Annotated in this window: 20 protein-coding genes and 1 tRNA gene; 9 read left to right on the top strand and 12 right to left on the bottom strand. The window is 50.5% G+C overall.

Annotation, left to right across the window (positions count from 1 at the left end):
• Positions 1–59 precede the first annotated feature (59 nt).
• Positions 60–144, bottom strand: a tRNA-Ser gene (locus AC5JMP_RS09645).
• Positions 145–294: 150 nt separating this feature from the next.
• Between AC5JMP_RS09645 and AC5JMP_RS09640 the strand changes: the two genes are divergently transcribed.
• A complete protein-coding gene (locus AC5JMP_RS09640; protein WP_495851235.1) occupies positions 295–903 on the top strand; it encodes a rhomboid family intramembrane serine protease in 609 nt (202 codons plus the stop codon).
• 119 nt (positions 904–1,022) lie between these two features.
• A complete protein-coding gene (locus AC5JMP_RS09635) occupies positions 1,023–1,667 on the top strand; it encodes a rhomboid family intramembrane serine protease (RefSeq protein WP_495851234.1) in 645 nt (214 codons plus the stop codon).
• 21 nt (positions 1,668–1,688) lie between these two features.
• On the opposite strand, the gene AC5JMP_RS09630 is transcribed toward AC5JMP_RS09635, so the two are convergent.
• The 3 genes from AC5JMP_RS09630 to AC5JMP_RS09620 all read right to left on the bottom strand — a co-directional run bounded on the left by AC5JMP_RS09630 (position 1,689) and on the right by AC5JMP_RS09620 (position 4,444).
• Positions 1,689–2,654, bottom strand: a complete 966-nt coding sequence (locus tag AC5JMP_RS09630; protein WP_495851233.1) for a TIGR04168 family protein — start codon at positions 2,652–2,654, stop codon at positions 1,689–1,691.
• Complete coding sequence (locus AC5JMP_RS09625) at positions 2,644–3,153, bottom strand: LabA-like NYN domain-containing protein (protein WP_495851384.1); 510 nt, start codon at positions 3,151–3,153, stop codon at positions 2,644–2,646. Before AC5JMP_RS09625 ends, AC5JMP_RS09630 begins: the two co-directional genes overlap by 11 nt.
• 373 nt (positions 3,154–3,526) lie before the next feature.
• Entirely contained in the window at positions 3,527–4,444 is a 918-nt protein-coding gene (locus AC5JMP_RS09620; RefSeq protein WP_495851232.1) for a sulfurtransferase, read from the bottom strand.
• 691 nt (positions 4,445–5,135) lie between these two features.
• Here AC5JMP_RS09620 and AC5JMP_RS09615 point away from each other — a divergent pair.
• The gene (locus AC5JMP_RS09615) at positions 5,136–6,122 is read left to right on the top strand and encodes an HD domain-containing phosphohydrolase (RefSeq protein WP_495851231.1); all 987 of its coding nucleotides are present in this window, start codon (positions 5,136–5,138) and stop codon (positions 6,120–6,122) included.
• 65 nt (positions 6,123–6,187) lie between these two features.
• Complete coding sequence (gene glmU / locus AC5JMP_RS09610; RefSeq protein ID WP_495851230.1) at positions 6,188–7,561, top strand: bifunctional UDP-N-acetylglucosamine diphosphorylase/glucosamine-1-phosphate N-acetyltransferase GlmU; 1,374 nt, start codon at positions 6,188–6,190, stop codon at positions 7,559–7,561.
• A gap of 39 nt (positions 7,562–7,600) precedes the next feature.
• Here the strand turns inward: glmU and AC5JMP_RS09605 are convergent, their stop codons facing one another.
• Positions 7,601–9,664 (bottom strand): peptidoglycan D,D-transpeptidase FtsI family protein, encoded by a 2,064-nt coding sequence (locus tag AC5JMP_RS09605; protein ID WP_495851229.1) that lies wholly within the window; start codon positions 9,662–9,664, stop codon positions 7,601–7,603.
• Between the two features lie 80 nt (positions 9,665–9,744).
• Positions 9,745–10,305 (bottom strand): hypothetical protein, encoded by a 561-nt coding sequence (locus AC5JMP_RS09600; RefSeq protein ID WP_495851228.1) that lies wholly within the window; start codon positions 10,303–10,305, stop codon positions 9,745–9,747.
• A 373-nt stretch (positions 10,306–10,678) separates the two neighbouring features.
• Between AC5JMP_RS09600 and cofH the strand changes: the two genes are divergently transcribed.
• Positions 10,679–11,848: a 7,8-didemethyl-8-hydroxy-5-deazariboflavin synthase subunit CofH gene (gene cofH, locus AC5JMP_RS09595; RefSeq protein WP_495851227.1), complete on the top strand. Its 1,170-nt coding sequence runs from the start codon at positions 10,679–10,681 to the stop codon at positions 11,846–11,848.
• A 26-nt stretch (positions 11,849–11,874) separates the two neighbouring features.
• Here cofH and AC5JMP_RS09590 read toward each other — a convergent pair whose 3' ends face one another.
• From AC5JMP_RS09590 to AC5JMP_RS09575, 4 genes are all read right to left on the bottom strand, one after another.
• Complete coding sequence (locus AC5JMP_RS09590; protein WP_495851226.1) at positions 11,875–13,347, bottom strand: hypothetical protein; 1,473 nt, start codon at positions 13,345–13,347, stop codon at positions 11,875–11,877.
• Positions 13,348–13,359: 12 nt separating this feature from the next.
• On the bottom strand, positions 13,360–13,821 hold the full coding sequence (locus AC5JMP_RS09585) for a hypothetical protein (protein ID WP_495851225.1): 462 nt from the start codon (positions 13,819–13,821) through the stop codon (positions 13,360–13,362).
• A gap of 100 nt (positions 13,822–13,921) precedes the next feature.
• Positions 13,922–14,341 (bottom strand): hypothetical protein, encoded by a 420-nt coding sequence (locus tag AC5JMP_RS09580; RefSeq protein WP_495851224.1) that lies wholly within the window; start codon positions 14,339–14,341, stop codon positions 13,922–13,924.
• A gap of 78 nt (positions 14,342–14,419) precedes the next feature.
• A complete protein-coding gene (locus AC5JMP_RS09575) occupies positions 14,420–15,685 on the bottom strand; it encodes a hypothetical protein (protein ID WP_495851223.1) in 1,266 nt (421 codons plus the stop codon).
• A 413-nt stretch (positions 15,686–16,098) separates the two neighbouring features.
• Here AC5JMP_RS09575 and AC5JMP_RS09570 point away from each other — a divergent pair, with 413 nt between their 5' ends.
• From AC5JMP_RS09570 to AC5JMP_RS09560, 3 genes are all read left to right on the top strand, one after another.
• Positions 16,099–16,545 carry an SRPBCC family protein gene (locus AC5JMP_RS09570; RefSeq protein WP_495851222.1) on the top strand — a complete coding sequence of 149 codons (447 nt, stop codon included), beginning with the start codon at positions 16,099–16,101 and terminating at the stop codon, positions 16,543–16,545.
• Between the two features lie 241 nt (positions 16,546–16,786).
• Positions 16,787–17,374: a sigma-70 family RNA polymerase sigma factor gene (locus AC5JMP_RS09565; protein ID WP_495851221.1), complete on the top strand. Its 588-nt coding sequence runs from the start codon at positions 16,787–16,789 to the stop codon at positions 17,372–17,374.
• Positions 17,375–17,395: 21 nt separating this feature from the next.
• Positions 17,396–18,154: an anti-sigma factor gene (locus AC5JMP_RS09560; RefSeq protein ID WP_495851220.1), complete on the top strand. Its 759-nt coding sequence runs from the start codon at positions 17,396–17,398 to the stop codon at positions 18,152–18,154.
• A 134-nt stretch (positions 18,155–18,288) separates the two neighbouring features.
• Here AC5JMP_RS09560 and aroF read toward each other — a convergent pair whose 3' ends face one another.
• Both aroF and AC5JMP_RS09550 read right to left on the bottom strand, forming a co-directional pair.
• The gene (gene aroF / locus AC5JMP_RS09555) at positions 18,289–19,152 is read right to left on the bottom strand and encodes a 3-deoxy-7-phosphoheptulonate synthase (protein WP_495851219.1); all 864 of its coding nucleotides are present in this window, start codon (positions 19,150–19,152) and stop codon (positions 18,289–18,291) included.
• 510 nt (positions 19,153–19,662) lie between these two features.
• Positions 19,663–20,265, bottom strand: a complete 603-nt coding sequence (locus AC5JMP_RS09550; protein WP_495851218.1) for a PAP/fibrillin family protein — start codon at positions 20,263–20,265, stop codon at positions 19,663–19,665.
• Positions 20,266–20,558: 293 nt separating this feature from the next.
• Between AC5JMP_RS09550 and AC5JMP_RS09545 the strand changes: the two genes are divergently transcribed.
• On the top strand, positions 20,559–20,795 hold the full coding sequence (locus AC5JMP_RS09545) for a DUF3134 domain-containing protein (protein WP_495851217.1): 237 nt from the start codon (positions 20,559–20,561) through the stop codon (positions 20,793–20,795).
• Positions 20,796–20,978: the final 183 nt, after the last annotated feature.

The following is a 20,978-nucleotide window of genomic DNA, read 5'->3' as shown; positions in this document are numbered from 1 at the left end:
AAGAGTGGTAGTCCTTACCCCTTAAGGACTACCCAAAGAGTAACTGATATAAAAACCAACGGAGAGGGGGAGATTCGAACTCCCGGTGACTTTCGCCACACTCGATTTCAAGTCGAGCGCATTCGACCACTCTGCCACCTCTCCAAACCTTTTGGGTGCGAGTAGGTGAATTTTACCCTAAATTAGCGTTTGTTTCACTACTGCATCTGTTTTGAGGTGAGCGTAGGATAAGTTATAACCAATCTAAGCGTATTTTCAGACGCACTGACAAACCGGGTTGAAACTGGCTTGGGTATGACGTTAGCAGATGCAGATCTTCTCAATTTCTCTGCTCATGCGAGACTTTTGCTCGCCATGACGGCGATCGTCTGGTTGATTCATTTCATCAATTGGGGCATTTTTGGCGGTTGGCTCAATGATGCTTTTGGTCTACGCCCTAGACACCTTTGGGGATTAGTCGGCATTCTCTTTTCTCCCTTGCTACATCGTAGCTACAAACATCTCACGGGCAATACCCAGGGATTTTTGCTGTTTGGCTGGTTTATCCTCATGCAGGGTATTCACCTGTTTTATGTGGTGACGATCGCCACTGCCTTAGCTAGCGGCATAGGAGCTTGGCTATTTGGTCGCCCTAAAAGCATTGGGGTCGGAGCCAGTGGCGTTGTCTATGGCTACCTTGGCTTTGTACTAATGTATGGCATCAGCTCAGGAAGCTGGGTTGCGCTGCTGCTGGCGCTGATTCTCGCCGTTAGGGATGCCTGGAGAGTGACGGGCAATAGATACAATGAGTCGCAGCTGCTACCTGTGGAGCGATCGCCCAGAATGGGATGGCGATCGCATCTATTCGGATTTATCGGCGGCGTTTTAACAGCTCTAGTCCTCAGCGACATGCGGCTAAGCTAACGGTTTGACCGGATTGCGCCAAATTATAAAGTTTTTAGAAAAAATTATGCCGTCGCTGAAAAAACTGAGATATAAGCCTTCTCAGACCTTTTCGGACTTTGAACTACATGGAATCTGGGGTGCTCACACTGCTCAGGAATTATTTGGAAACTGATCAGTCCAACCTATCTGAGCAGGTTAGAGTTTTGGGTAATCTGTCGGTTTTTACTTGGGCAATCCATACGCTAGATTGGGCCTTCCGAGTTGGAGATGATATGACTGAAGCGGGCAATCTCGGCGGATTTCTAGGAATTCGCCCTAGGGAGTGGACAGGACTGCCGGGTATCGTCTGCGCTCACTTTCTACATGACTTAGAACGACGTAAAGGTGAAACCGATAATTCTCATATTGTGGGCAATAGCGCAACCTTTGCCATACTGGGTTTGTTTCTGGCGCTCCAAGGGCTACGGTTTTTTTATGCGGTTTCGATCGCCGTTCTCTTATCCAGCGGCGTTGGCACCTGGCTGTTTGGTGGAAAAGACACAATTCATGTGGGTGCCAGTGGCGTAATCTACGGCTATATGGGGTTTTTGATGGCGTATGGCTTCACTTCCCATAACATTGGGTCGCTACTCATTGGTTTCCTCACATTTATTTTGTACAGCCGATCCGTGGTAGGAATTTTCCCACAAGATGAAAAAGCTTCCTGGGAAATGCATCTCTTTGGGTTTCTAGGAGGGATCTTCATGGCGCTAGCCCTAACCAGTCTGAGACCTAGCTTCTGAGGGCTAAAGAATTGCTCAAGATCAATGCCTGACCTCTGTAGTCAGACGAGGTTGATGCAAGAGAGTCTCAGTTTCGATCGCAAAATCAGCGCTTAGCCAAACCAGCGATGCCTGCGACACCGCACCTGCCTCTAAAGTCACCAGAGAGAAGTTGCGGATTTTGCCCTGCTCTGTTTCTCTGATGCGAGGGACGCTAGCAGCATTGAGATAAACGGTACCGTTCTGCACTGCGCTCATTTCGCGTAGCCGCTCTTTGGTGTGGCGCAAATTGTGGTGCATATGCCCAAAGGCAACAAGCGGAATACTTTTGCCTAGGGCAAGGGTTTGGGCGATCGCCTCTGCCAAATCGGGATCGCCATGATCGCCGCCGATCGGCTTCCAGTCTTTGCCGCATAGATCTTCGGGCGCACCTCCCAGCCCTGAAGGACCGCAGTGCCCAATGAAAATCAGTGTGTCATAAGCTGCTTTACTTGCCGCCTCGACAATTTTTGCCGTCGATTCTTCAAGGCTGTTAACCCCAAATCGGGACTTATAAAATCCCTCGTGCTTCCAATGTGCCCCGCCCCAGCTAAAGGGACGACCGCCAACCACGCTGACTCCCAAATCCGGAAAATCCAGCTTGCCGTAACCCACATGGGCTGCTCCCAGCAAATCAAGCTGCTTTTGTACGCCGTCCTCCTTAGAGAAAAGCCGCTGCTTTCTCCCCCAGTCTGTGGCGGTATACCAAGCATCGTGATTGCCCAGAATTACGGCTTTGGGCAGGTCGAGATTGGCAACTGACCGCACGACCTCGATCGCCTCATTGCCAAAATCGCCCACCAGCAGCACCAAATCGACTCCCAAATGCTTAAGAGCCGCTTCATCTTGGTCATCCCACAAATCGTGTACATCGCCCACTATGGCGATTTTGATCGAGGGAGAAACCCTGGTGACTATCTGGGCAGAAATCTCAGCAGAAATCTGGGGAGACGAAAAATTAGAGACCATCTATCTTTTCAATATGTTCGCGAATATCGTTGAGATCAATGTAGCGATCGGTAGCGTTCCGTAGCTCTCTGGCAATCATACCTTCTGTAGAAACCACGGTAATGTGCGTGTTTTTCCCCCGCAGCAGCTCGATCGCGCGTTCAAAATCACCGTCTCCGCTAAACAGAATCACGCGATCGTATTGATCGACGGTATTGAACATATCCACCACAATCTCGATATCTAGATTTGCCTTTTGCGACACTCGCCCTGAGTTATCGTCATAGTATTCTTTCAAGATCTTAGTGCGTACCGTATAACCTAAGCTAATCAAGGCATCTCTGAAGCCTCGCTGATCCTGAAGATCCTTTAATCCGGTGTACCAAAAGGCATTCGTCAGCGCCACTTCTGAATCACTCGTGAAATGATCTAGAACTCTTCGAGGATCAAAAAACCAGCCATTCTTCTGTTGTGCGTAGAACATATTGTTCCCGTCTACAAAGATTGAAAGACGGTTCATTGAGGAGAGCGACATATAATTTTTAGACCTAAAATTTTTAGCGGAAATTTCAACTAAGGGATTCAAACTTGACAATTCACTCCGCAGATTATCAACTGGGCAGATTGTTGGTTAGATAAGATTCCAAAGAATCTAATGGCTATTTAAGGTAAAAATCAAAATAGAAAGTAAAAGTTAGGATGTTATTCTAATCAAGTTCCAGAATTATGAATCTCTTAGTTTAGCAATCTCTCTCAATTTAGCTCAGTCAAGCCAATAAAGTTAGCTCAGTCAAGCTGATAGCGCCTGAGAGGTTCGTGGGCGGGGGCTAAAACCTGTCTTGAGAGAATTTTAGGTCGCCTCGTGGGGACAGCAGCGTATTACAAGGAGAAGATTATAAACGGGAGCACCAATCACTCCAGCCCCCGACATATAGCTTTCCTGTATCAATGCCAGCGATCGCCAATGACAGCAAGTTGACGCAGGCGGTCACCCCTGAGCCGCAGTACACCAAAATTTCTTCAGCCTCAGACAGGGCTGCCCAACGCTGCTGCTGTTCAAAGACAGGCTTACAGTAGCCTTGGGCATCTGTCACCTCTTGCCAAGGATAGTTAACGGCTCCTGGAATGTGTCCAGCGATCGGATCGATTGGCTCGCGTTCGCCTCGATAGCGCTCTCCTTCCCGTGAATCGACTAACACCACGCCGGGTAGGTCTTTGCGGCTTTTCACGGCTTCACGATCCACCACCCAATGCGATCGCGTCTGGGGCACAAGCCGTGAGATTTCAGACCCAGTCGTTTTAGCTCTAGACGCTTTAGCTTTAGACAGAGGCACTGCATCTGTAACCGGATAATTAGCCGCTACCCAACCGCTCCAGCCGCCGTCTAAAACCGCGACGCGATCGAAGCCCATGTATCGCAACAGCCACCAGAGCCGCGCCGCAAATCCAAAGCGAGAGTCATCATAGACCACGACCCAGGAGAAGCGATCGCTCTCGGCATCGGCTTCCTCAAAATTCACGCCTACAGACGACAATTTTTCTGCAAGCTGAGCCAGATCTGGCAGAGGATGCCGTCCGCCTTCTTGACCTACCGGACTCGATAAATCCTGGTTTAGATCAAAATAATGCGCTCCTGGAATATGGCTACATTGATACTGCCGCTGTCCCAAATCAGGCTCGGCTAGAGAGAAGCGACAGTCAATAATTACCCCTTGCGAGTCTTGCAAATTTTCGTAGAGCCACATTGCCGAGATAACGGACTCTTGGCTTATGTCGTAATATATACCAGAACTATTTACACTTTTATTCATAATTAAGGTCACAATAGTCAAAACTTAGCCATCGAGTATTCTAGGTTTCTTGCTCCTATTTTTCTCTACAAACTGCTCAGCTATCGATTTTATCGCTTGCCCTAGTCTAAAAAATGTTTCAGCATGTAGAAATATTTCAGTGCTTTATCTTGCAGAGTTGCTTAACACCTTTGTCTCCCTAATCTATCCAGTATCTTCTTAGACTATCCAGCAGCCTACGGTATGTTGCATTTGACTTAAATAAAGCCGTCACCTGAAAGCCTGACAGAGAGCTGCTCTTTAAATAATGGGTCTTTACGCAACTGAAATTTCTACGAACGCGCTCAATAGAGCTTACTTAGCTCAGCGTCAAGAGCGATCGGATTCGATTTGTGTATTATCTATCCAACCGCTAATGGACATGGGAAAGTTAAGGGGTGGAGCCAAGCAAATCTCCGTGAAAAACCTGATCTCCTGTTCACCGAGATTCATCATACTTGTATAGATGTAGGCAAACCTGCGTACATGCTCAGAAGAGTGTGAAACCTTATCGCTATGGGCTTGATCAGTGGCGGTTGATCAATGGCAATTGCTGAAACGGTATTCAGGTAAAGTGTTCATCCGAATCTAGCTCAGTGTCTCTACAGGCTTAGCATCCCATAGGCTTGGCATCTCTACAGATTGATCTCTACGGATTTAAGCGAGAAATTTTGTGAACTGCCTTAATTCTGAAAGACCTAAAATTTTGGTTGTGGATGATCATCCCTCCAGCCGGATTACCGCTGTTGCCTTGCTCTCTATTGAAGGCTACGAAGTTTTGGAGGCAGAGAGTGGGCAAATCGCCTTAGACTCAATTGCCAAGGTTAATCCCGACCTCATTCTTTTAGACGTGATGATGCCCGGAATGGATGGCTATGAAGTTTGCCGTCGCCTCAAGCAAGATGAACAAACTCGCCTGACTCCCATCATATTTGTCACGGCATTGCACGATCGCCGTGCCCGGTTGCGAGGCATTGAGGCTGGAGGCGATGATTTTCTCTGTAAGCCTTTTGACCAGCTAGAGCTGTCGGCTCGCGTCAAGTCGCTGATCTATCAAAGGCGCTTGAACGAGGATCTGGATCACGCGAGCAAGGTGCTATTTTCGATCGCCCGCACCGTCGAGCGCCGAGATCCCAACACAGGCGATCACTGTGAGCGCTTGGTTAGCCAGAGCAAAGCCTTCGGTGAATACCTCCGTCTTCCTCGGCTAGAGGTGCGAGATCTGATCTGGGGTAGCTACCTGCATGATATTGGCAAAGTTGGGATTCCTGACGCAGTGCTGCTCAAGACGGGTTCCCTCACCGAAGAAGAATGGGAAGTGATGCGGCAGCATGTAGTGATTGGAGAGCAGATTTGCCAGCCTTTGCGCACAATGAAAGGCGTTGCGCCCATTGTCCGCCATCATCATGAGCGATGGGATGGATCAGGATATCCGGATGGACTGAAAGGCAGCGAAATTCCGTTTTTGGCTCAGGTGTTTCAGGTCATCGATATCTACGATGCTCTTACCCACGAACGCCCCTACAAACGTGCCTTCACGCCTGAAGAATCCCTGAATATGCTGCTTGAGGAGGTCAAACGAGGCTGGCGTAATCCTGACCTAATGGAAAAATTTACTGCCTTTGTAACCTCAAGCCCCATCCTGATTCCGGTGCGGTAGCGCCAGATGTCGAATCTCACCAGAACCGCGCTATACTCCGGTGAAAAGAGTTATCACAGGCAAGCATGTTAGCGGTAGCAATTCTGGCGGCGGGTCGAGGGACGCGAATGAAGTCCCGCATTCCTAAGGTGTTACATGACTTGGGGGGGCGATCGCTCCTAGAACGAGCGTTAGCCTGTGCCGCTGGGATGCAGCCCTCCAAAGAGCTGGTCATCGTGGGTTATGAGGGAGAAAAGGTGCAGCGATCGCTAGCTCATCTACCCCAATTAGAATTTGTAGAGCAAGCTCAGCAGCTTGGCACAGGGCACGCCGTTCAGCAACTCATCCCTTATCTTCAGGGCTTTGAGGGCGATTTGCTGGTGCTCAATGGCGATGTGCCTCTGCTGCGTCCCCAAACGCTGGAGCTGTTGCTTAAAACTCATCGGGACAGCTACAGCAAGGCGACGATTCTAACGGCGCAGTTGACTGAACCGAAAGGCTATGGGCGTGTCTTTTGCGATGAGCAGGGCATCGTGACGCAGATTGTTGAAGATCGAGACTGCACCCCGGCACAGCGACAGAACAACCGAGTCAATGCCGGGATCTACTGCTTTAACTGGGCGGCACTGGCTGAGATCTTGCCAAAGCTCCAGTCCAATAACGATCAGCAGGAGTTTTATCTGACTGATACCGTCAGTCTGCTCTCTCCAGCCACTGCGGTCGATGTAGAAGACTGGCAAGAAATTTTGGGAATTAACGATCGCCAGCAGCTTGCCACAGCCTACGGCATTTTGCAAACCCGCATCAAGAGAAGCTGGATGGTAGCAGGAGTAACGCTAGTTGATCCAGACAGCATCACGATCGACGATACGGTGCAAATTTCCCCCGATGTTGTCATTGAGCCGCAAACCCATTTGCGCGGCAAAACCGTGATTGCAACAGGCAGCCACATTGGGCCTGGTAGCCTGATTGAGAACAGTAAAATCGGCGAAAACACCACGGTGTTGATGTCTGTAATTACCGATAGCGCCGTTAAGCCCAACAGCCGCATTGGCCCCTATGCGCATTTGCGGGGGCAGGTTCAGGTGGGTGAAGGCTGTCGGATTGGCAACTTTGTAGAACTCAAGAACTCGAAGCTGGGCGATCGCACCAACGTGGCGCACCTCTCCTACCTGGGGGATGCGACCTTGGGCGATCGCGTCAACATTGGCGCGGGCACCATTACCGCCAACTATGATGGCGTGAACAAACATCCGACCGTGATTGGCGATCGCACCAAGACAGGCTCTAATAGCGTGCTGGTGGCTCCAATTACCCTGGGGGCAGATGTGACGATCGCCGCCGGATCAACAGTTACAGAAAGCGTTGCCGATGACTGCTTGGTGATTGCCCGTAGCCATCAGGTCAATAAACCGGGCTGGCGGCTCAAGTTGCCTGCTCCCCAACCTAGAGCTGAATAGCCTCACGCCAAATTGTCCTTAAGGGTTTAGCCCGTAGCTTTACCAGGCTTCTTCGTAATCCAATGCGTCCTCGCTGGGCTGACTTTCCTCCAGTGAACCCTCTTCAGCATCCTCTGAAGAATTGACGGAAGGAGCTGGGACTGGCTGCTGAAGAACCTCTTCGGGTTTCGTGGGTTTGAGCTGCTCCATGGTGATCAGAGATTGCATGACTGACTTGACGATCGGTGCCGCCACTGTGCCGCCATAGGCATCATCCCCCTGCGGCTCATCCACAACAGCCAACACCGCATAGCGCGGAGCTTCAGCAGGCAGCAATCCGACAAAGCTTGTGATTCTGGCTCCTTCAACGTAGCCGCCGTCAATGCTAGCTTTTTGGGCGGTGCCAGTTTTTCCTGCAATCCGATAGCCTGGGATCTGCGCTGCTTTGCCTGTGCCTTCGTTCACCACATGCTCCATCATGCTCACGACGGTCTTGGAGTGTTTTGGAGAAATAATGGTCTTGGGTTCAGGCAAATCAGGTCGCCAGCTAAAGGTGCCCTTAGCATCCACTAAGCCCTCAACTACGTGGGGCGTGACCAGCCGACCGCCGTTCGCAACCATGCTATGCAGCTGAATGAGCTTCATTGGTGTCAGCGAGAACCCTTGACCAAAGGCGCTAGTTGCAGGCTCGATCGCCGCTTCGGTGAACTGCTGATAGGTTTTCATCTGTCCTGAGGCTTCAGCAGGCAAGTCAATTCCGGTTGTTTTATCCAGCCCAATTCGCTCTAGCCAGCCAAAGTAGACTCCTGGATTCATGCGCTGCATGATATGCACCATGCCAACGTTGCTGGAATATTGCAACACTTCGGTCACCGAAAGGTCGCCTCTGCTGCCCGCAGACTCTACATCAGAGTTTTGAATCGGCCAACCTTCAATCTGAATTGCCCCTTCGTCATAGATGGTGCTATCGGCTTTGATGGCGCTAGACTCTAGGGCGATCGCCAGATTTACGGGCTTAAAGGTGGAGCCAGGTTCATACAGGTCGCTAATCACCCAATCCTTGAGTCGCTCTAGCTTAGCTTCATAGAACTTGTTGGGATCATAGGATGGCTCCGAAACTAGCGAAACGATCGAGCCGTCATGCACATTCATGACAATCACCGCACCCCGTTTGGCGCTGTATTTCTTCATCGTCTGCTTCAACGCATAGCGGGTAGCACGCTGAAGATGGGTGTCTACCGTCAGCTGTAGCCGCAAATCATTTTTCTGAGACTGAAGGAAATCTTCAGGCAGACCGACCGGAATGATCGAGCCATCCCCAGCTCGGCTCAGTTCTAAACCCGCGATCGGCTGTTGTAATTCCTTCTCCTGCGAGGCTTCTAGCCCTGCCTGTCCCTGCCGATCAAGGTTGACGTAGCCGACGATGTTGGCAAACAAATCCTGCTGGGGATAAAGCCGCTGCTGATGAGGTTCTAGATCCAGCCCATCCTCACCTAACTCTTTAACGCGGCGAGCCAAATCTTCAGGAATAGCTTCCAAAATGCGAACGCCGCTGTCCCCAGAGCCAAATTTTTTGAGCAACTGATCGATCGGCAAATTTAACACTGGAGACAGCGTAGCTGCGATCGATTCTGGAGTGCCCTCAAACATATAGGGATGGGCATACAGCGTATAGACCGGACGATCGATCGCCAGCACATCGCCTGTGCGATCGACAATAGGACGGCGTGGCGTGATCGGGTTGAACGCCACCATGTGCTGCGATTTTGCCTGGGCTTGCAGCTGAGAAGCCTGAAAAATTTGAATCCGAAGTAGGTTGAAAGCAAGTGCCACCATGCTTACCAGTAAAATGACCCAAACTAGAGCCAGACGTGATTTGGGTGCCCGATCGATCGTGCCTTGAGCTAGGGGAGGCAAGCGTCGTTTCTGAGGCACCGAGCGACTCGAAAACCCCATTGGCTGGTGCGATCGACCAGAATCTAACGATCTCCCTGGCGTTCTGTTAACCCTAGCTTCCGTCTGTCTGCTGGGTCGCCCCGCTCTCATGCCAGCAGCTGTTGCAGACCTGGATAGAGTGCGTTTGACTGCGGCGCGGCGACGAAACGAGGGGAATGAAAGAGCCATCAGAAAACCTCGAAAATATCCTCAAACTCATGAGTAAACTCTGTGCTTAGGCGCTAACCCAGCGGCTAATAACCTGGAGGCTAGTAACCCAAAGGACGGGCTGGAATAGGCTGTGGTGGCGGTAAGTTTACTTCTGGCTCCACCGCAGCACGCTGCGGCGCAGGAGTCAGAAATACGGTATTGCCTGGATCAGGAAGCGCCAAGCCCACATCAGGAGCCTCCGCCTGTTTCGCCATTTGGTTTTTGAGAACCTCACTGGCTGCCGTCATCTGCCGCTCTTGCTTCTGTAGAGACTCTAGGTGGGTGTAGGCGCGTCCCCATCGCTGCTGAGTGTAAACAGTCCAACCATAAACTGCCAATAGCCCGATAATTAAAGAGAACGTCACAAGAGAGGAAGTTCTCTGAACATTCAGCAACATCTTTACCCAAGGTGGCGCTGTCTGAGGTCGAGGGAGCTGCTGAACCACAGAATTTCTAGCCGATTTAACAGCAGAAACATTCTCTGGACGAGGTCTTGCTACCGATCGCCCTGCCCCCGACCTTCTGGAGCTTGATCTCTGAGTGCTCCCTGAAAAGATCGATCGCGGCGCGGGTGGACGGCGATCGGCTGATCCCGGATTAGATCTCATTGCCGATGCCATAGGTTCAGCCTCCCTCGGTGATTTCTCAAATTTGCGATCGTCTTCATGCCTACACTACCTTTATGCCCACACTACCTTCATGCCCACATCACCTACGGCTGAGTCTTTACTAAATCAGCCTATTGCACCGAGGCTGTTCGATATGCTTAACATACCCATAAATATACGCTCAAAAAAATACTGCCAATGCTGTCTGGTCAGACCGTTTCGATATTGGCGATCGACCATCAAGAGCAGCGTCTAAGATAGTTAGTCCGCCACGGAATTAGATTTTCGCGGTGAGAAGTTCCCACAGTATAAGGGGGACTGGCAAAATGATCACCTGTTATAAAAATATCTTTCTCAGCTTTTTGTTCTTTCTCATCTGCACCCCATGCTGACTATCCCTTCCCCTGTTGATGCTCTCCTCAATCGCGCTTTGGCTGGCGAAGATCTGACTGAAGCAGAAGGCGTGGCGCTGTTGCTCCAAACCGATGCTGGAGCGATCGCCGCCATCCGTGAAACTGCCGATCGCCTGCGTCAACAGCAGTCTGGCGAGACGGTCACCTATGTGATCAATCGCAACATTAACTTCACCAACATCTGTGAGCAGCATTGCAGCTTCTGCGCCTTCCGGCGTGATGAAGACGAGGCGGGAGCCTACTGGCTAGATGAAGGGGCGATCTTAGAGAAAGCGGCAGATGCGGTGCAGCGGAATGCCACAGAAATTTGTATGCAGGGAGGGCTGCACGTTAAGGCAAAAGTAGACGATCGTGCCTTGCCTTACTATGTGCGGCTGGTGCAATCGATTAAACAGGCTTATCCTCATCTGCATCTGCACGCCTTTTCGCCGCAAGAGGTGCAGTTTATCGCCAGAGAGGACGACCTGAGCTATGCAGAGGTGATTGCGGCTCTCCAAGAGGCGGGCGTTGGCTCAATGCCAGGAACAGCCGCCGAGGTGTTAGACGATGCGGTACGACGAGTCATCTGTCCTGAAAAGATCGATTCGCAAACTTGGCTAGACATCGTTCAGACAGCGCATCGCTTAGGAATGCCTACGACTAGCACCATGATGTCAGGACACATTGAAACGCCCGCTCAGCAAATGCGGCACCTGGGACTACTGCGATCGCTTCAGCAGGATTCCCTCAGCCAGGGCTATTCTGGCATCAGCGAATTTATTCTCCTGCCTTTTGTCGGGCAAGAGGCTCCCAAACCTCTGCGCCGTCGAGTCGGACGCGATCAGCCGATCCTTGCAGATGCGCTGCTATTGATGGCGGTAGCCCGCATCTTTTTAGGCAATTCTATTCCCAACCATCAGCCGAGCTGGGTGAAGCTAGGTCTGGAGGGGGCAACAGAATCCCTCACTTGGGGCTGTAACGATATCGGCGGCACCCTGATGGAAGAGCACATTACCACGATGGCAGGAGCGATCGGTGGCACCTGTATGGAAGTAGAGACTTTGCGATCGGCGATCGAATCTCTGGGTAGACCCGCACAGCAGCGAGATACGCTGTATGGAGAAATTTTGAATGGAGAAATTTTGTCTGAAGTTGAGGTTTAGGGAAAAGTTAAGGCTTGAGGAAAGGTTCACGAGCTGGGTAAGTCTAGATCAAACAGCGCGGCGATGCCCGGAGATTCGGACGAGTCTGCGCTCTGGGGTGCTAAGGTCGCCAATCCAGAGTCTGACTCAGTTACTGAACTAGAGTGGATCTGCTCCGGCTGACTCAGCTTGGACACAGAAGAAGGCACAGTTCCCCCAAAGTAAGAGATGGTTTTCTCGGCAAACAAACGAGCTATGCCGATATCTTCAGAAAGCTTGTGACTTTCCTGGGCAACAGGTTGAGCAGTGGGTTGGGGCAGTGCAGGTTGAGGCAATGCAGGCTGAAACGGTTCAGGCTGAGGCAAGGATTGAGCGGGCTGGATGAGAGGCTGCTCATGAACGGCAATAGCCCGATCGATCGCCTTCATTCGCCGTTCTTGATCGTGAGTGATGCGCTCCTGAGTGTTACCCAATCCAGGCGCATTCCACCGCTGAAGATTAGGGTCAAAAAACGACTGGGTTCGTGCCCACAGCACCGCATCATCACCCGATAAACCGTTTTGGTGGGCTTTTGCCAACCAGTCAATGTAGCCCTCTCGGTCTAAAACCGCCTTGGGAGCTTGATTGGCGAGATCAATGCCGTTCAGGGCTTCCTCTAGCGTCAGAGAGATGCCCTTAGCTTGAGCTTTGGCTTGCATGATGCTTGCCTGATCTTGCAGCCGATTCAGCTGCTTGGCATCGGCATCTTCTGGCGTAGTGGCTTCATGTTGATAGGAAAAGCTGCCCAGATTCCATGCCTTGTTGCCAGGATCGACATGGCCAAAGTAAGCCGGAGTGCGATCGCCCTCCGGAGTGCGTGTGCCCTCTGCACTACCCACCGCCTTAGCAACCAGTGAATCAGAATGACCGACAAATAGATTGGCTAGGGAGGAAGTACCTACGCCCGGATCTGCTTCAGGAATCGCCGGAGAAACAGGTTCCAGAATCGCTTGAGAACTAGCCGTCTGAGGTTGAAAAGAGGGTTGAGGCGATAGAGCAAAGGCTAACTCAACGGGCTTTGCGGCTGTCTCAGCTTTGATGGTCTGAAGCAAGTTCGCAGCAACAGGAGCCGCTTGCAGACTAGCCTGTTTAGTCTCCGAGACAATGGGCTGAGCAGCAGCCTGAGTTGGAGCAGCCTGAGTTAGAGCAGCCTGATCAGGCGGCGGCAAATTTTCCCAAGAGCGATCGGCAGCCCCTACAGGAATCTCGGCGGCACTCGAAGGAATCTCTAGGCGATCGCCTTTGCCAACCTCAAGACTAACTGGATTAGAAGCCGTGACTAGAATCTCATCTGTCCCGCCTGCCTCTGCCTGAGCAACGGAGCAACAGCCCAAAGCAAGCACCACTAGCGTCACTGGCAGCAAGTGCCGACGCAACATATAAGAACGAGTGGATAGCTCTTCTGAAAACTCTTTTGGAGATCGGCTGTGCCAAACCTGCACAATTTTTAAGATCCAGCTTATCCAGTCAATGTGTTGCATGGTCGTTGCGTTTTAAGAGGGCTTAAGAATGCGTTCCAGAATATCCTTGGCAGGTTCAACGATCGTCCAAGTGCCGTCGGGCTGCTTGCGTAGCGTGGCAAAGTACAGGTAATCGCCTGAGCCGATCGCCTCTCCAGCCTGAACTTCGCCTAGATTAAGCTTGTCTAACCCGCAGAGCCGAAACAGATAAGCGGGCACATCGGGGCTAGAAAAGAGCGCACACTTGTTGCTGCTGGGCTGCACCTTTCCGGCAAAAGGGGCATATGCCCTATCACCTCCCAGTTGAATAGAGATGTCGCCTAATCCGGCAACAACAGAGTGCCCAGCAATGCGATCGCCCGGTTGAATAGCCCAGTTTTGCTGAATCTGGATTTGTCGAATCGGTTCAGAGTTGGGATCAAGACTACAAGCCGTGGTGCATAGCGCGATCGCTATCCCTCCAATCCATTTCTCAATCCCAATCATCCGAACCATAGTGCTTTAAAGGTAGTGTTCTAGACCTATCGTTTATTTTTTGAAAGGGGCGCACTCCATACTTTTCAAAAATAAGCAATGTACTTGAAACACGACCGCTTTACTCTGGAGCTTGAAACCGAAACTGATATCCGGCGTACTCTTCACCCTCATAAAGGATGATTAACCAGGTCTGGGGATCAAAGGCTAGTGGATAGATCTCCCGTTCAGACACTACCCCGGCTCGCACCTCAATGGTTGGCAGCTGGCAATAGGATTGTGGCAAAATTTCCTGGACGCGAAATTTTGGCTCGCGCTCTGATACGGTCAGAAAAGCTGCCAGATTCTCCCTTGAGAGCACCACATCTTCATGGATTTCGCCCTGACAGGTTTCAACTGGGCGAGAAGATTTCAGAGAATTGTCTGCAAAGCTATTCCAGCTCACTCTCCGCACATCCACCATTAGTGCAAACCCTACCAAAACCAGACCCACTAGCAGTAGAAGCTTTAGTATTGGCGGATCGCCCTCAAGATCGCTCATGGCTATTGTCCTTCGGTTCTATGAATGCAAAACAGGCGGTGACAATGAATAGCCACGCAACTCCTAAAATCAACGAACTCATAGTAGACCTCCAATCAAAAATCCAATCATGATGACGATCAACCGACTGCCCCAGGTAAGCGTCAGTTTGGGTGTAACCCTTGACCGATAGACGGCGATCGCTCCAGGAACCACCATTAGGGCAATTGCAGAGAACCGAAAGGCAGGATGAGCCGACAGCAAAAGATTGAGTATTACTCGCACCAGCACTGCGCCAAACAGGAGCGACATCCCCTCTTGAAAGCTGAGGCTGCGAATTTTGCGCTTTTGTCCCCTTGCCTGAGTCGATCGACTGTCTTCAGGGGAAGCTATGCCTTGGGGCGCTGGGCGGGTTTCTGAACTAGGAGCTGACTTGCTTTTCCCCAAGAGCAAGTCCCGCAGCTTTCGCGTCCAGCTCGATCGAGGCTTGAATGGGGGGGCTGTGCGAAAACGCAGCGATTGAGCCGTGATTGCCGCCTCACGCTCAGCTTTAAACAAGTCAATCGATCGATCGGTGAGCATCAAGACACCTACCCGGTTTTTCTCAACCAAGGGGACACTAATCTGTGAATACTCACAAACAGCTGGAATCTCAATATTTGAGGCATCATAACCTGCTCGTGCCGCATTCACGACCTCTAGCGTTTTCCAGTCTCTTTCAATCTGTTGAGCGATCGCCTTAAGTTCTAAAATCGCGGCTTCTTGAGTGATCGCAAGCTGATTGATATGCTGAGCTTGTGCTTCCAGGCGCTTCAGATCCGCGTCAATCTGGACGTTAGACCGATCTGGAGTGGGCTGGACAAACTGCTGCAAATACTGAACAGACTTCTGCTGCAAGCGATCGGCGGTCACATGAGTCTGAGCAACCGGGCGCACAGGCTCCCAATCTACATCTGCTTCAGGGCGATCGGCTGTTGAGCGCTGCGACGGTGGCGATGGGCTAAGCAAACTTGATACAGATGGACTTGTGGCAGGAACAAGCGGTAGATTAATTTGCGGCAGATCCACTGGCTGCCTAGCCTGGGGCGGCTTAATCTGGGGCGGCTTAACCTGGGGCGGCTGCTCTATGTGAGACTGCCTCGGAGGGGAAATCAGCGCAGCTTTGGCTGAAGCGCGATCGGGCTGAGGCAGATCAGCAGAGGCTTGTTCTGATAGCCATTCTGAAAAAGGATGGATAGAGCGAGTCGCCAAATTTTGCGGCTGAGAATGGGAATGGCTCTGATAAGAACTGCCCTGGTGAGAATGGGGCTGATACAACCGTAGATTTTGTTTAATCGCTCTCATTTCTGTCTGCGACTCGCTCATGTTGGCTCCTAGCTCGTGTTTGCTTCAGATATTTGCTTCAGATGTTTGCTTCAAATGGGGGAGCTACCTGACCTATTTGAAGCACAGCAAAACTGCTTTCAGTACCAATGTACTATACCTTAGTACATTGGTACTGAAATTTCAACCCGTTGAGCAAAAATTTTGTGCTAGGAGGAACTTCTCTATGGTTTTTAAGGAACTCCAAGAACTTCGCAAAGCGGTTTACGATAGCCTAAGACAAGCCTCTGAGCCAATCCAGAATGTTTGAATAAATTCCAATCTTTGAAGCAGTCTTAGAGGGGATCTGAAAAGCATTAAATGTTCTGCATTCGCCCCCAAACCTCCAATTCTGGGAATTTTTGAGCTAGTTTTTGTTCACCTTCCGCTTTTAACCCTCCACTTTTTAACCTTCCATGAGTGACTGGCTAGAGTACACCGTTCAAGTTGAAGTTGAAACCCCGATCGCCTTAGTGTGGGGTCTTTGGTCTGATTTAGAGCAAATGCCCAACTGGATGAAGTGGATTGATTCGGTCAAAATTCAGCCTGATAATCCCGACCTATCGCGCTGGAAGCTAGCAACGGGTGGCTTTGAATTTAGCTGGCTATCACGCATCACTAAGATCGTGCCGCACCAGATTATTCAATGGGAATCCGTAGATGGCTTACCCAACCGAGGAGCTATCCGGTTCTACGACCGGGGCGACAGCAGCATTGTGAAACTGACTGTCTCTTTTGCAGTTCCCAGTATTTTGAACAGACTTATGGATAATGGCTTCGTTGGACGTGTGGTGGAATCGACGCTGCAAGCTGATATGAATCGCTTCCGAGATTATGCCCTTAAAGCTAATCAATCAGGCTAATCAAGCGCCAGAGAATTAGTCAAGAACAAATGCGCTCAGGGGGTTTACTCAGGCTTTTGAACTTCAGCGATCGCTCTCTAACCCGCATGATGCAGGTTCAGTTATGGCATCCAATTTGATATCCAATACGTATTAAATTTGTTCGGCATCATCAGGTAGATTTTTTGACGCAAATTTATTTGCCAGGTATCAATGTCAAACTAGAGTGTGAAAAGCAAATGGGTTTATAAGACACGCCTTCATGGCTGAGCAAACGGGTAACACGGAAAAACAGCTTTCTGATCAGACGGATGCAGAGCTATATCTAGGGCTAAAAGCAGGGCACACAAACGCTCTGGGTATCCTTTACGATCGCCATGCCGGATTAGTCTATGGATTAGCCCTCAAAACTCTGGGGAATGCTCAAGAAGCAGAGGACCTGACCCAGGATATTTTTCTGAATCTGATTAAAGCGACAGCATACGATTCGCGTCGAGGGTCTTTCAGAACATTTGTGGCAATCCTAACGCGATCGCGGGCAATTGATCGAGTGCGATCGCGCAGCACGGTTCTTTCTTTTTTAGAGCGATGGAGACCGATTAGTCATTCAGAAAAAACTTCTCAGTCTCCTATTGAGTATCTGTTTCAAAATGAGCAATCCCAGGCAGTACAAACTGCACTTGCACAGCTATCGGAGAGTGAGCAGCAAGTTTTGCGTCTGGCTTACTATGAGGGTCTGAGTCAATCAGAAATTGCTAGGCAATTAGGTATTCCGCTAGGAACGATTAAAACAACGACTCGACGGAGTCTCCTCAAATTACGTCAATTCCTTACGGACTACATTAGATAATCGCAAAAGATACTCAAAACTATGACTTGGTCGATGTCCTCAGAACACTTACAGCTATTGATCGCAGGCTATGTCCTGGGCGACCTCGACCCCGATGAGGCGGCAGAGTTTGAGCGGCATTTGATGGAGCATCCGGCGATCGCAGCAGAGGTGAGCCAGATGCAAAAAGCTCTGGAACTGTCCTATGCACCCGAAGTTGAGCCGCCTGCCCATCTACGGTCAGCTATTCTGAGCGCTGCTCATGAGCAATTGTCTGTGTCAAATACTCCACTTGCTGCGGTCAAAAGACCCAGCCGCCAGTTCTCTTGGAGTAGGGCAATGAATGTCGCAGCCGCAGTGGCGATCGTGGCTCTAGGCATCAACAATTATCGGCTGTGGCAGACTCTACAGGCATCACAGGCTGAAACTCAGCGGTTGGCTGCTCTCACCTACTCCCTTCAGGGGACAAAAGCAGGCAATGGGGCTTCTGCGATCGTCGTCGTAAATCCCAACAATCTGGAGGCGGTTTTGACGGTCAAAAACTTGCCTCCCTTGCCTCCCGGAAAGGTTTATGTACTGTGGACAGTGCTAAAGCAGGACGCTCCCTTCACTACCGATAGCAAAAGCGCGATTCTGACCGAAGTTTTCACGGTTGATTCCCAGGGCAATATTTCCCAAACGATCGTCGTTCCTAAAGCCTTTCGTTCTCAAGGGCTAGTTTCTAACGTGGCTGTCACCGTAGAGGATGCTGCATCGCCTCAGCAGCATCAAGGTGCGCCAGTTATGATTACAAATTTATAAAAGTACGGGCAGTGGCATTTAAGTAAGGATTTTTTATTGCGTGGGCAAAGCCCACGCAATAAAAAATCCTTACCCCTTAAAAACTACCCAAATACGAATGGGCAATCGGCTAAATTAATCGGCTAATTAAAGGCTCAGGCAACCTGTGGCACTCTAACCCATTCTATTTGCGGCTGAGGAATCGTCCTGCCTACAGCTGTGGCGATCGCGCCCAGGCTATGAGCCAGCGTCACCATATCGTCTAACGAGAGGGCTTGTCGAGCGTCCGACACCGACTTTTCGGGTTCGGGATGGCATTCTACGATCACCCCATCAGCACCACAGGCGATCGCTGCTTTTGCCAAATCGGCAACGAGTTCCCGTTTGCCTGCCGCATGGCTAGGGTCAACAATGACGGGCAGATGGGTGATTTGCTTCAGGGCAACGACTGCCCCCAAATCCAGGACATTTCGGGTGTAGGAGTCAAAGCTACGGATGCCGCGTTCGCACATAATTACGTTGGGGTTACCGTGGCTGAGGATATATTCGGCTGCCATGACGAATTCTTCGATCGTTGCGGCAAGTCCACGCTTTAGCAGTACAGGCTTATTGGCTTCGCCTAGCGCTTTCAGCAGGTCGAAGTTTTGCATATTGCGGCTACCTACTTGCAGTACGTCGGCGTAGGCTGCGATATCAGCGATTTGGGAAATTGCCATCACTTCGGTAATGACAGGCAATCCGGAGCGATCGCGTACGCTCTGCAAGATTTTTAGCCCTTCTAGTCCTAAGCCCTGGAAGTCGTAAGGGGAGGTGCGGGGCTTGTAGACACCACCGCGCAGCGCCTGAACGGGGGCGATCGCCAGCCGACTGGCAACTTCCTCCATCTGCGCCATGCTCTCTACGGTGCAGGGGCCGCCAACAATCAGCAAATCCTGTCCGCCGACGCTAACGGAATTGGAGAGCTGGACGATTGTTTTGTGGTCAGCGTTGGCTTTGAGCGCGAGTTTAGCTTTCTGCATTGGAATTCTCCTGAGTTGAGGTAGTGAGATGAGTTGAGATAGTGAAATGAGTTGAGAACCTGGGGGTTAAATACTGGGGTTAGCTGTAGCAACAAAAAACCCGAAGCCTCGCTTGGCTCCGGGTTCAAGAAACGTTTGCACGACTCTCTCATCCAGAGCTTGTAAAGCTCCAGAAGTAAAATCCAAAAAACCAGGTGGAGAGGTAAGTCATGCGGCTGAGAAGATTGCGGTACTGAGATTTGACTGTGAGATTTGAGTAAAAGAGCCTAAATAAAACAAAAACCGCAGAGTTGAGTCTGCGGTTCACCTTGAGGTTCCATGCAAAGCTGGACTCACCTCAGGTGAACCTTGCTAAACCAAAAATAAAAGTACGGAGTTGCGTGGCGCATGACTCTAAAAATTTGCTTTGCTTTTACTTACTGCTTAAACTAACAAATGCTTTGCAGTTCGGTCAAGTACCTTCTAGGGGAAAGCACCTTCTCTCAGGGCACCTTCTTCTCAGGGCACTTTTCAGGGCACTTTAGTCAGGACAAAAATACTGCCCTCATTGCCGCGCCCGATCCGCAAATCTTCGTCCAGATAGGTGATATCTAACCAGCCCTTCTGTTCCCGTCCTGCAATGCTGAAGTCGATCGCCTTGAGGCTACCACCCGACGCAACCTGCTGGACAAAGTTGTAAGCCGCTTTGTCATTGGCAGCACTATAGTCCAACAAGCGCTGTAAGCCAATGATCGATCGCTCAAAGTTGACTTTGACCCGCTGAGCAGATAAGGGCTGAAAGTTTGCTGCAACGCTGACTATGCCTTCGAGATAGGGCAAACCTGAGATCTCGGCAATGTTATAAATTTTGGCGGTCTCCATCTGGATATACTGATAAATTTGTCCCAGCCGGAGCAAAGGAAACTGCTCAATGCCCAGCAAACCTCGGCTGGTGGTGTATAGCAGCCGCCAGTTGCCGTTAAGCCTGTCTGCGGCTTCTGTCGGTCGGGGGGTAGGATTGCGGTCTTCAAGCTGAGCAGCGGCGGCTAAAATCATTTGCCGATCGCGCTCGGATGCCAACAAACCGCGATTTTTCCCGGCGATCGCCTCTAGTAAAGCTGTTTTACCCAGCATGTTGACTCTTCTCCGCTTTACACTGGTAATTGACAGACTGGAAAAACTAAGCTAACACTATCCAGAGCTACTCAGTATCTGCTAGTGAGCTGATTATCTTTTAGTCGCTTGGTAAAGATCGGCTGCGACAGCCGATGTCGCCGAAGCTAATGTCTAAATGCTGTGTGGGAACTATATTTGCACCAATGCACAGATTGCACCAATGCACAGATAGTTTGCACCAATGTACAAACAGTCAGCGCCAGCATCTACACAAAAATTAAGAAACCTAGTGAGATCATTTAGAGAAAACCATGCATAATCCTGCTTTATACGAAGTGCCTCGCAGCCAGCCCGCACCTGTCATTCCCCCTCAGCAAAATGCTTCAATCTTAGATTGGCTAGAGGGTACTGGGCGACTGCTGTCTCGTGACATTGCGGCACCTGACTACCGGGATGATGAGCAAGAAATCAACGAACTCATGGCAGGAGAAGATAATTCTTTTGAAATTGACGACGATGATGACGATGCACTTGATCTAGATGATTGATCTTCATATATTCTTTATGTAGACATTTCTATCCGGAATGTCTACGCAGAGAACAAGCGATCGCCAGATTGCAGGTATTCAGGTCAAGCTTCTAGAACAGGGTGCTTTCAAAGCAAGGCGCTTTTAGCCCAGGTTAGTTAGGTTTCCGAAGAAGGGCTAATTGCCTTTGTAGTGTGTGGAGTG

It is taken from the genome of Drouetiella sp. (assembly GCF_059504425.1).
Note: the sequence above shows the minus strand (reverse complement) of the source record. Positions and strands in the feature narration are given on the sequence as shown.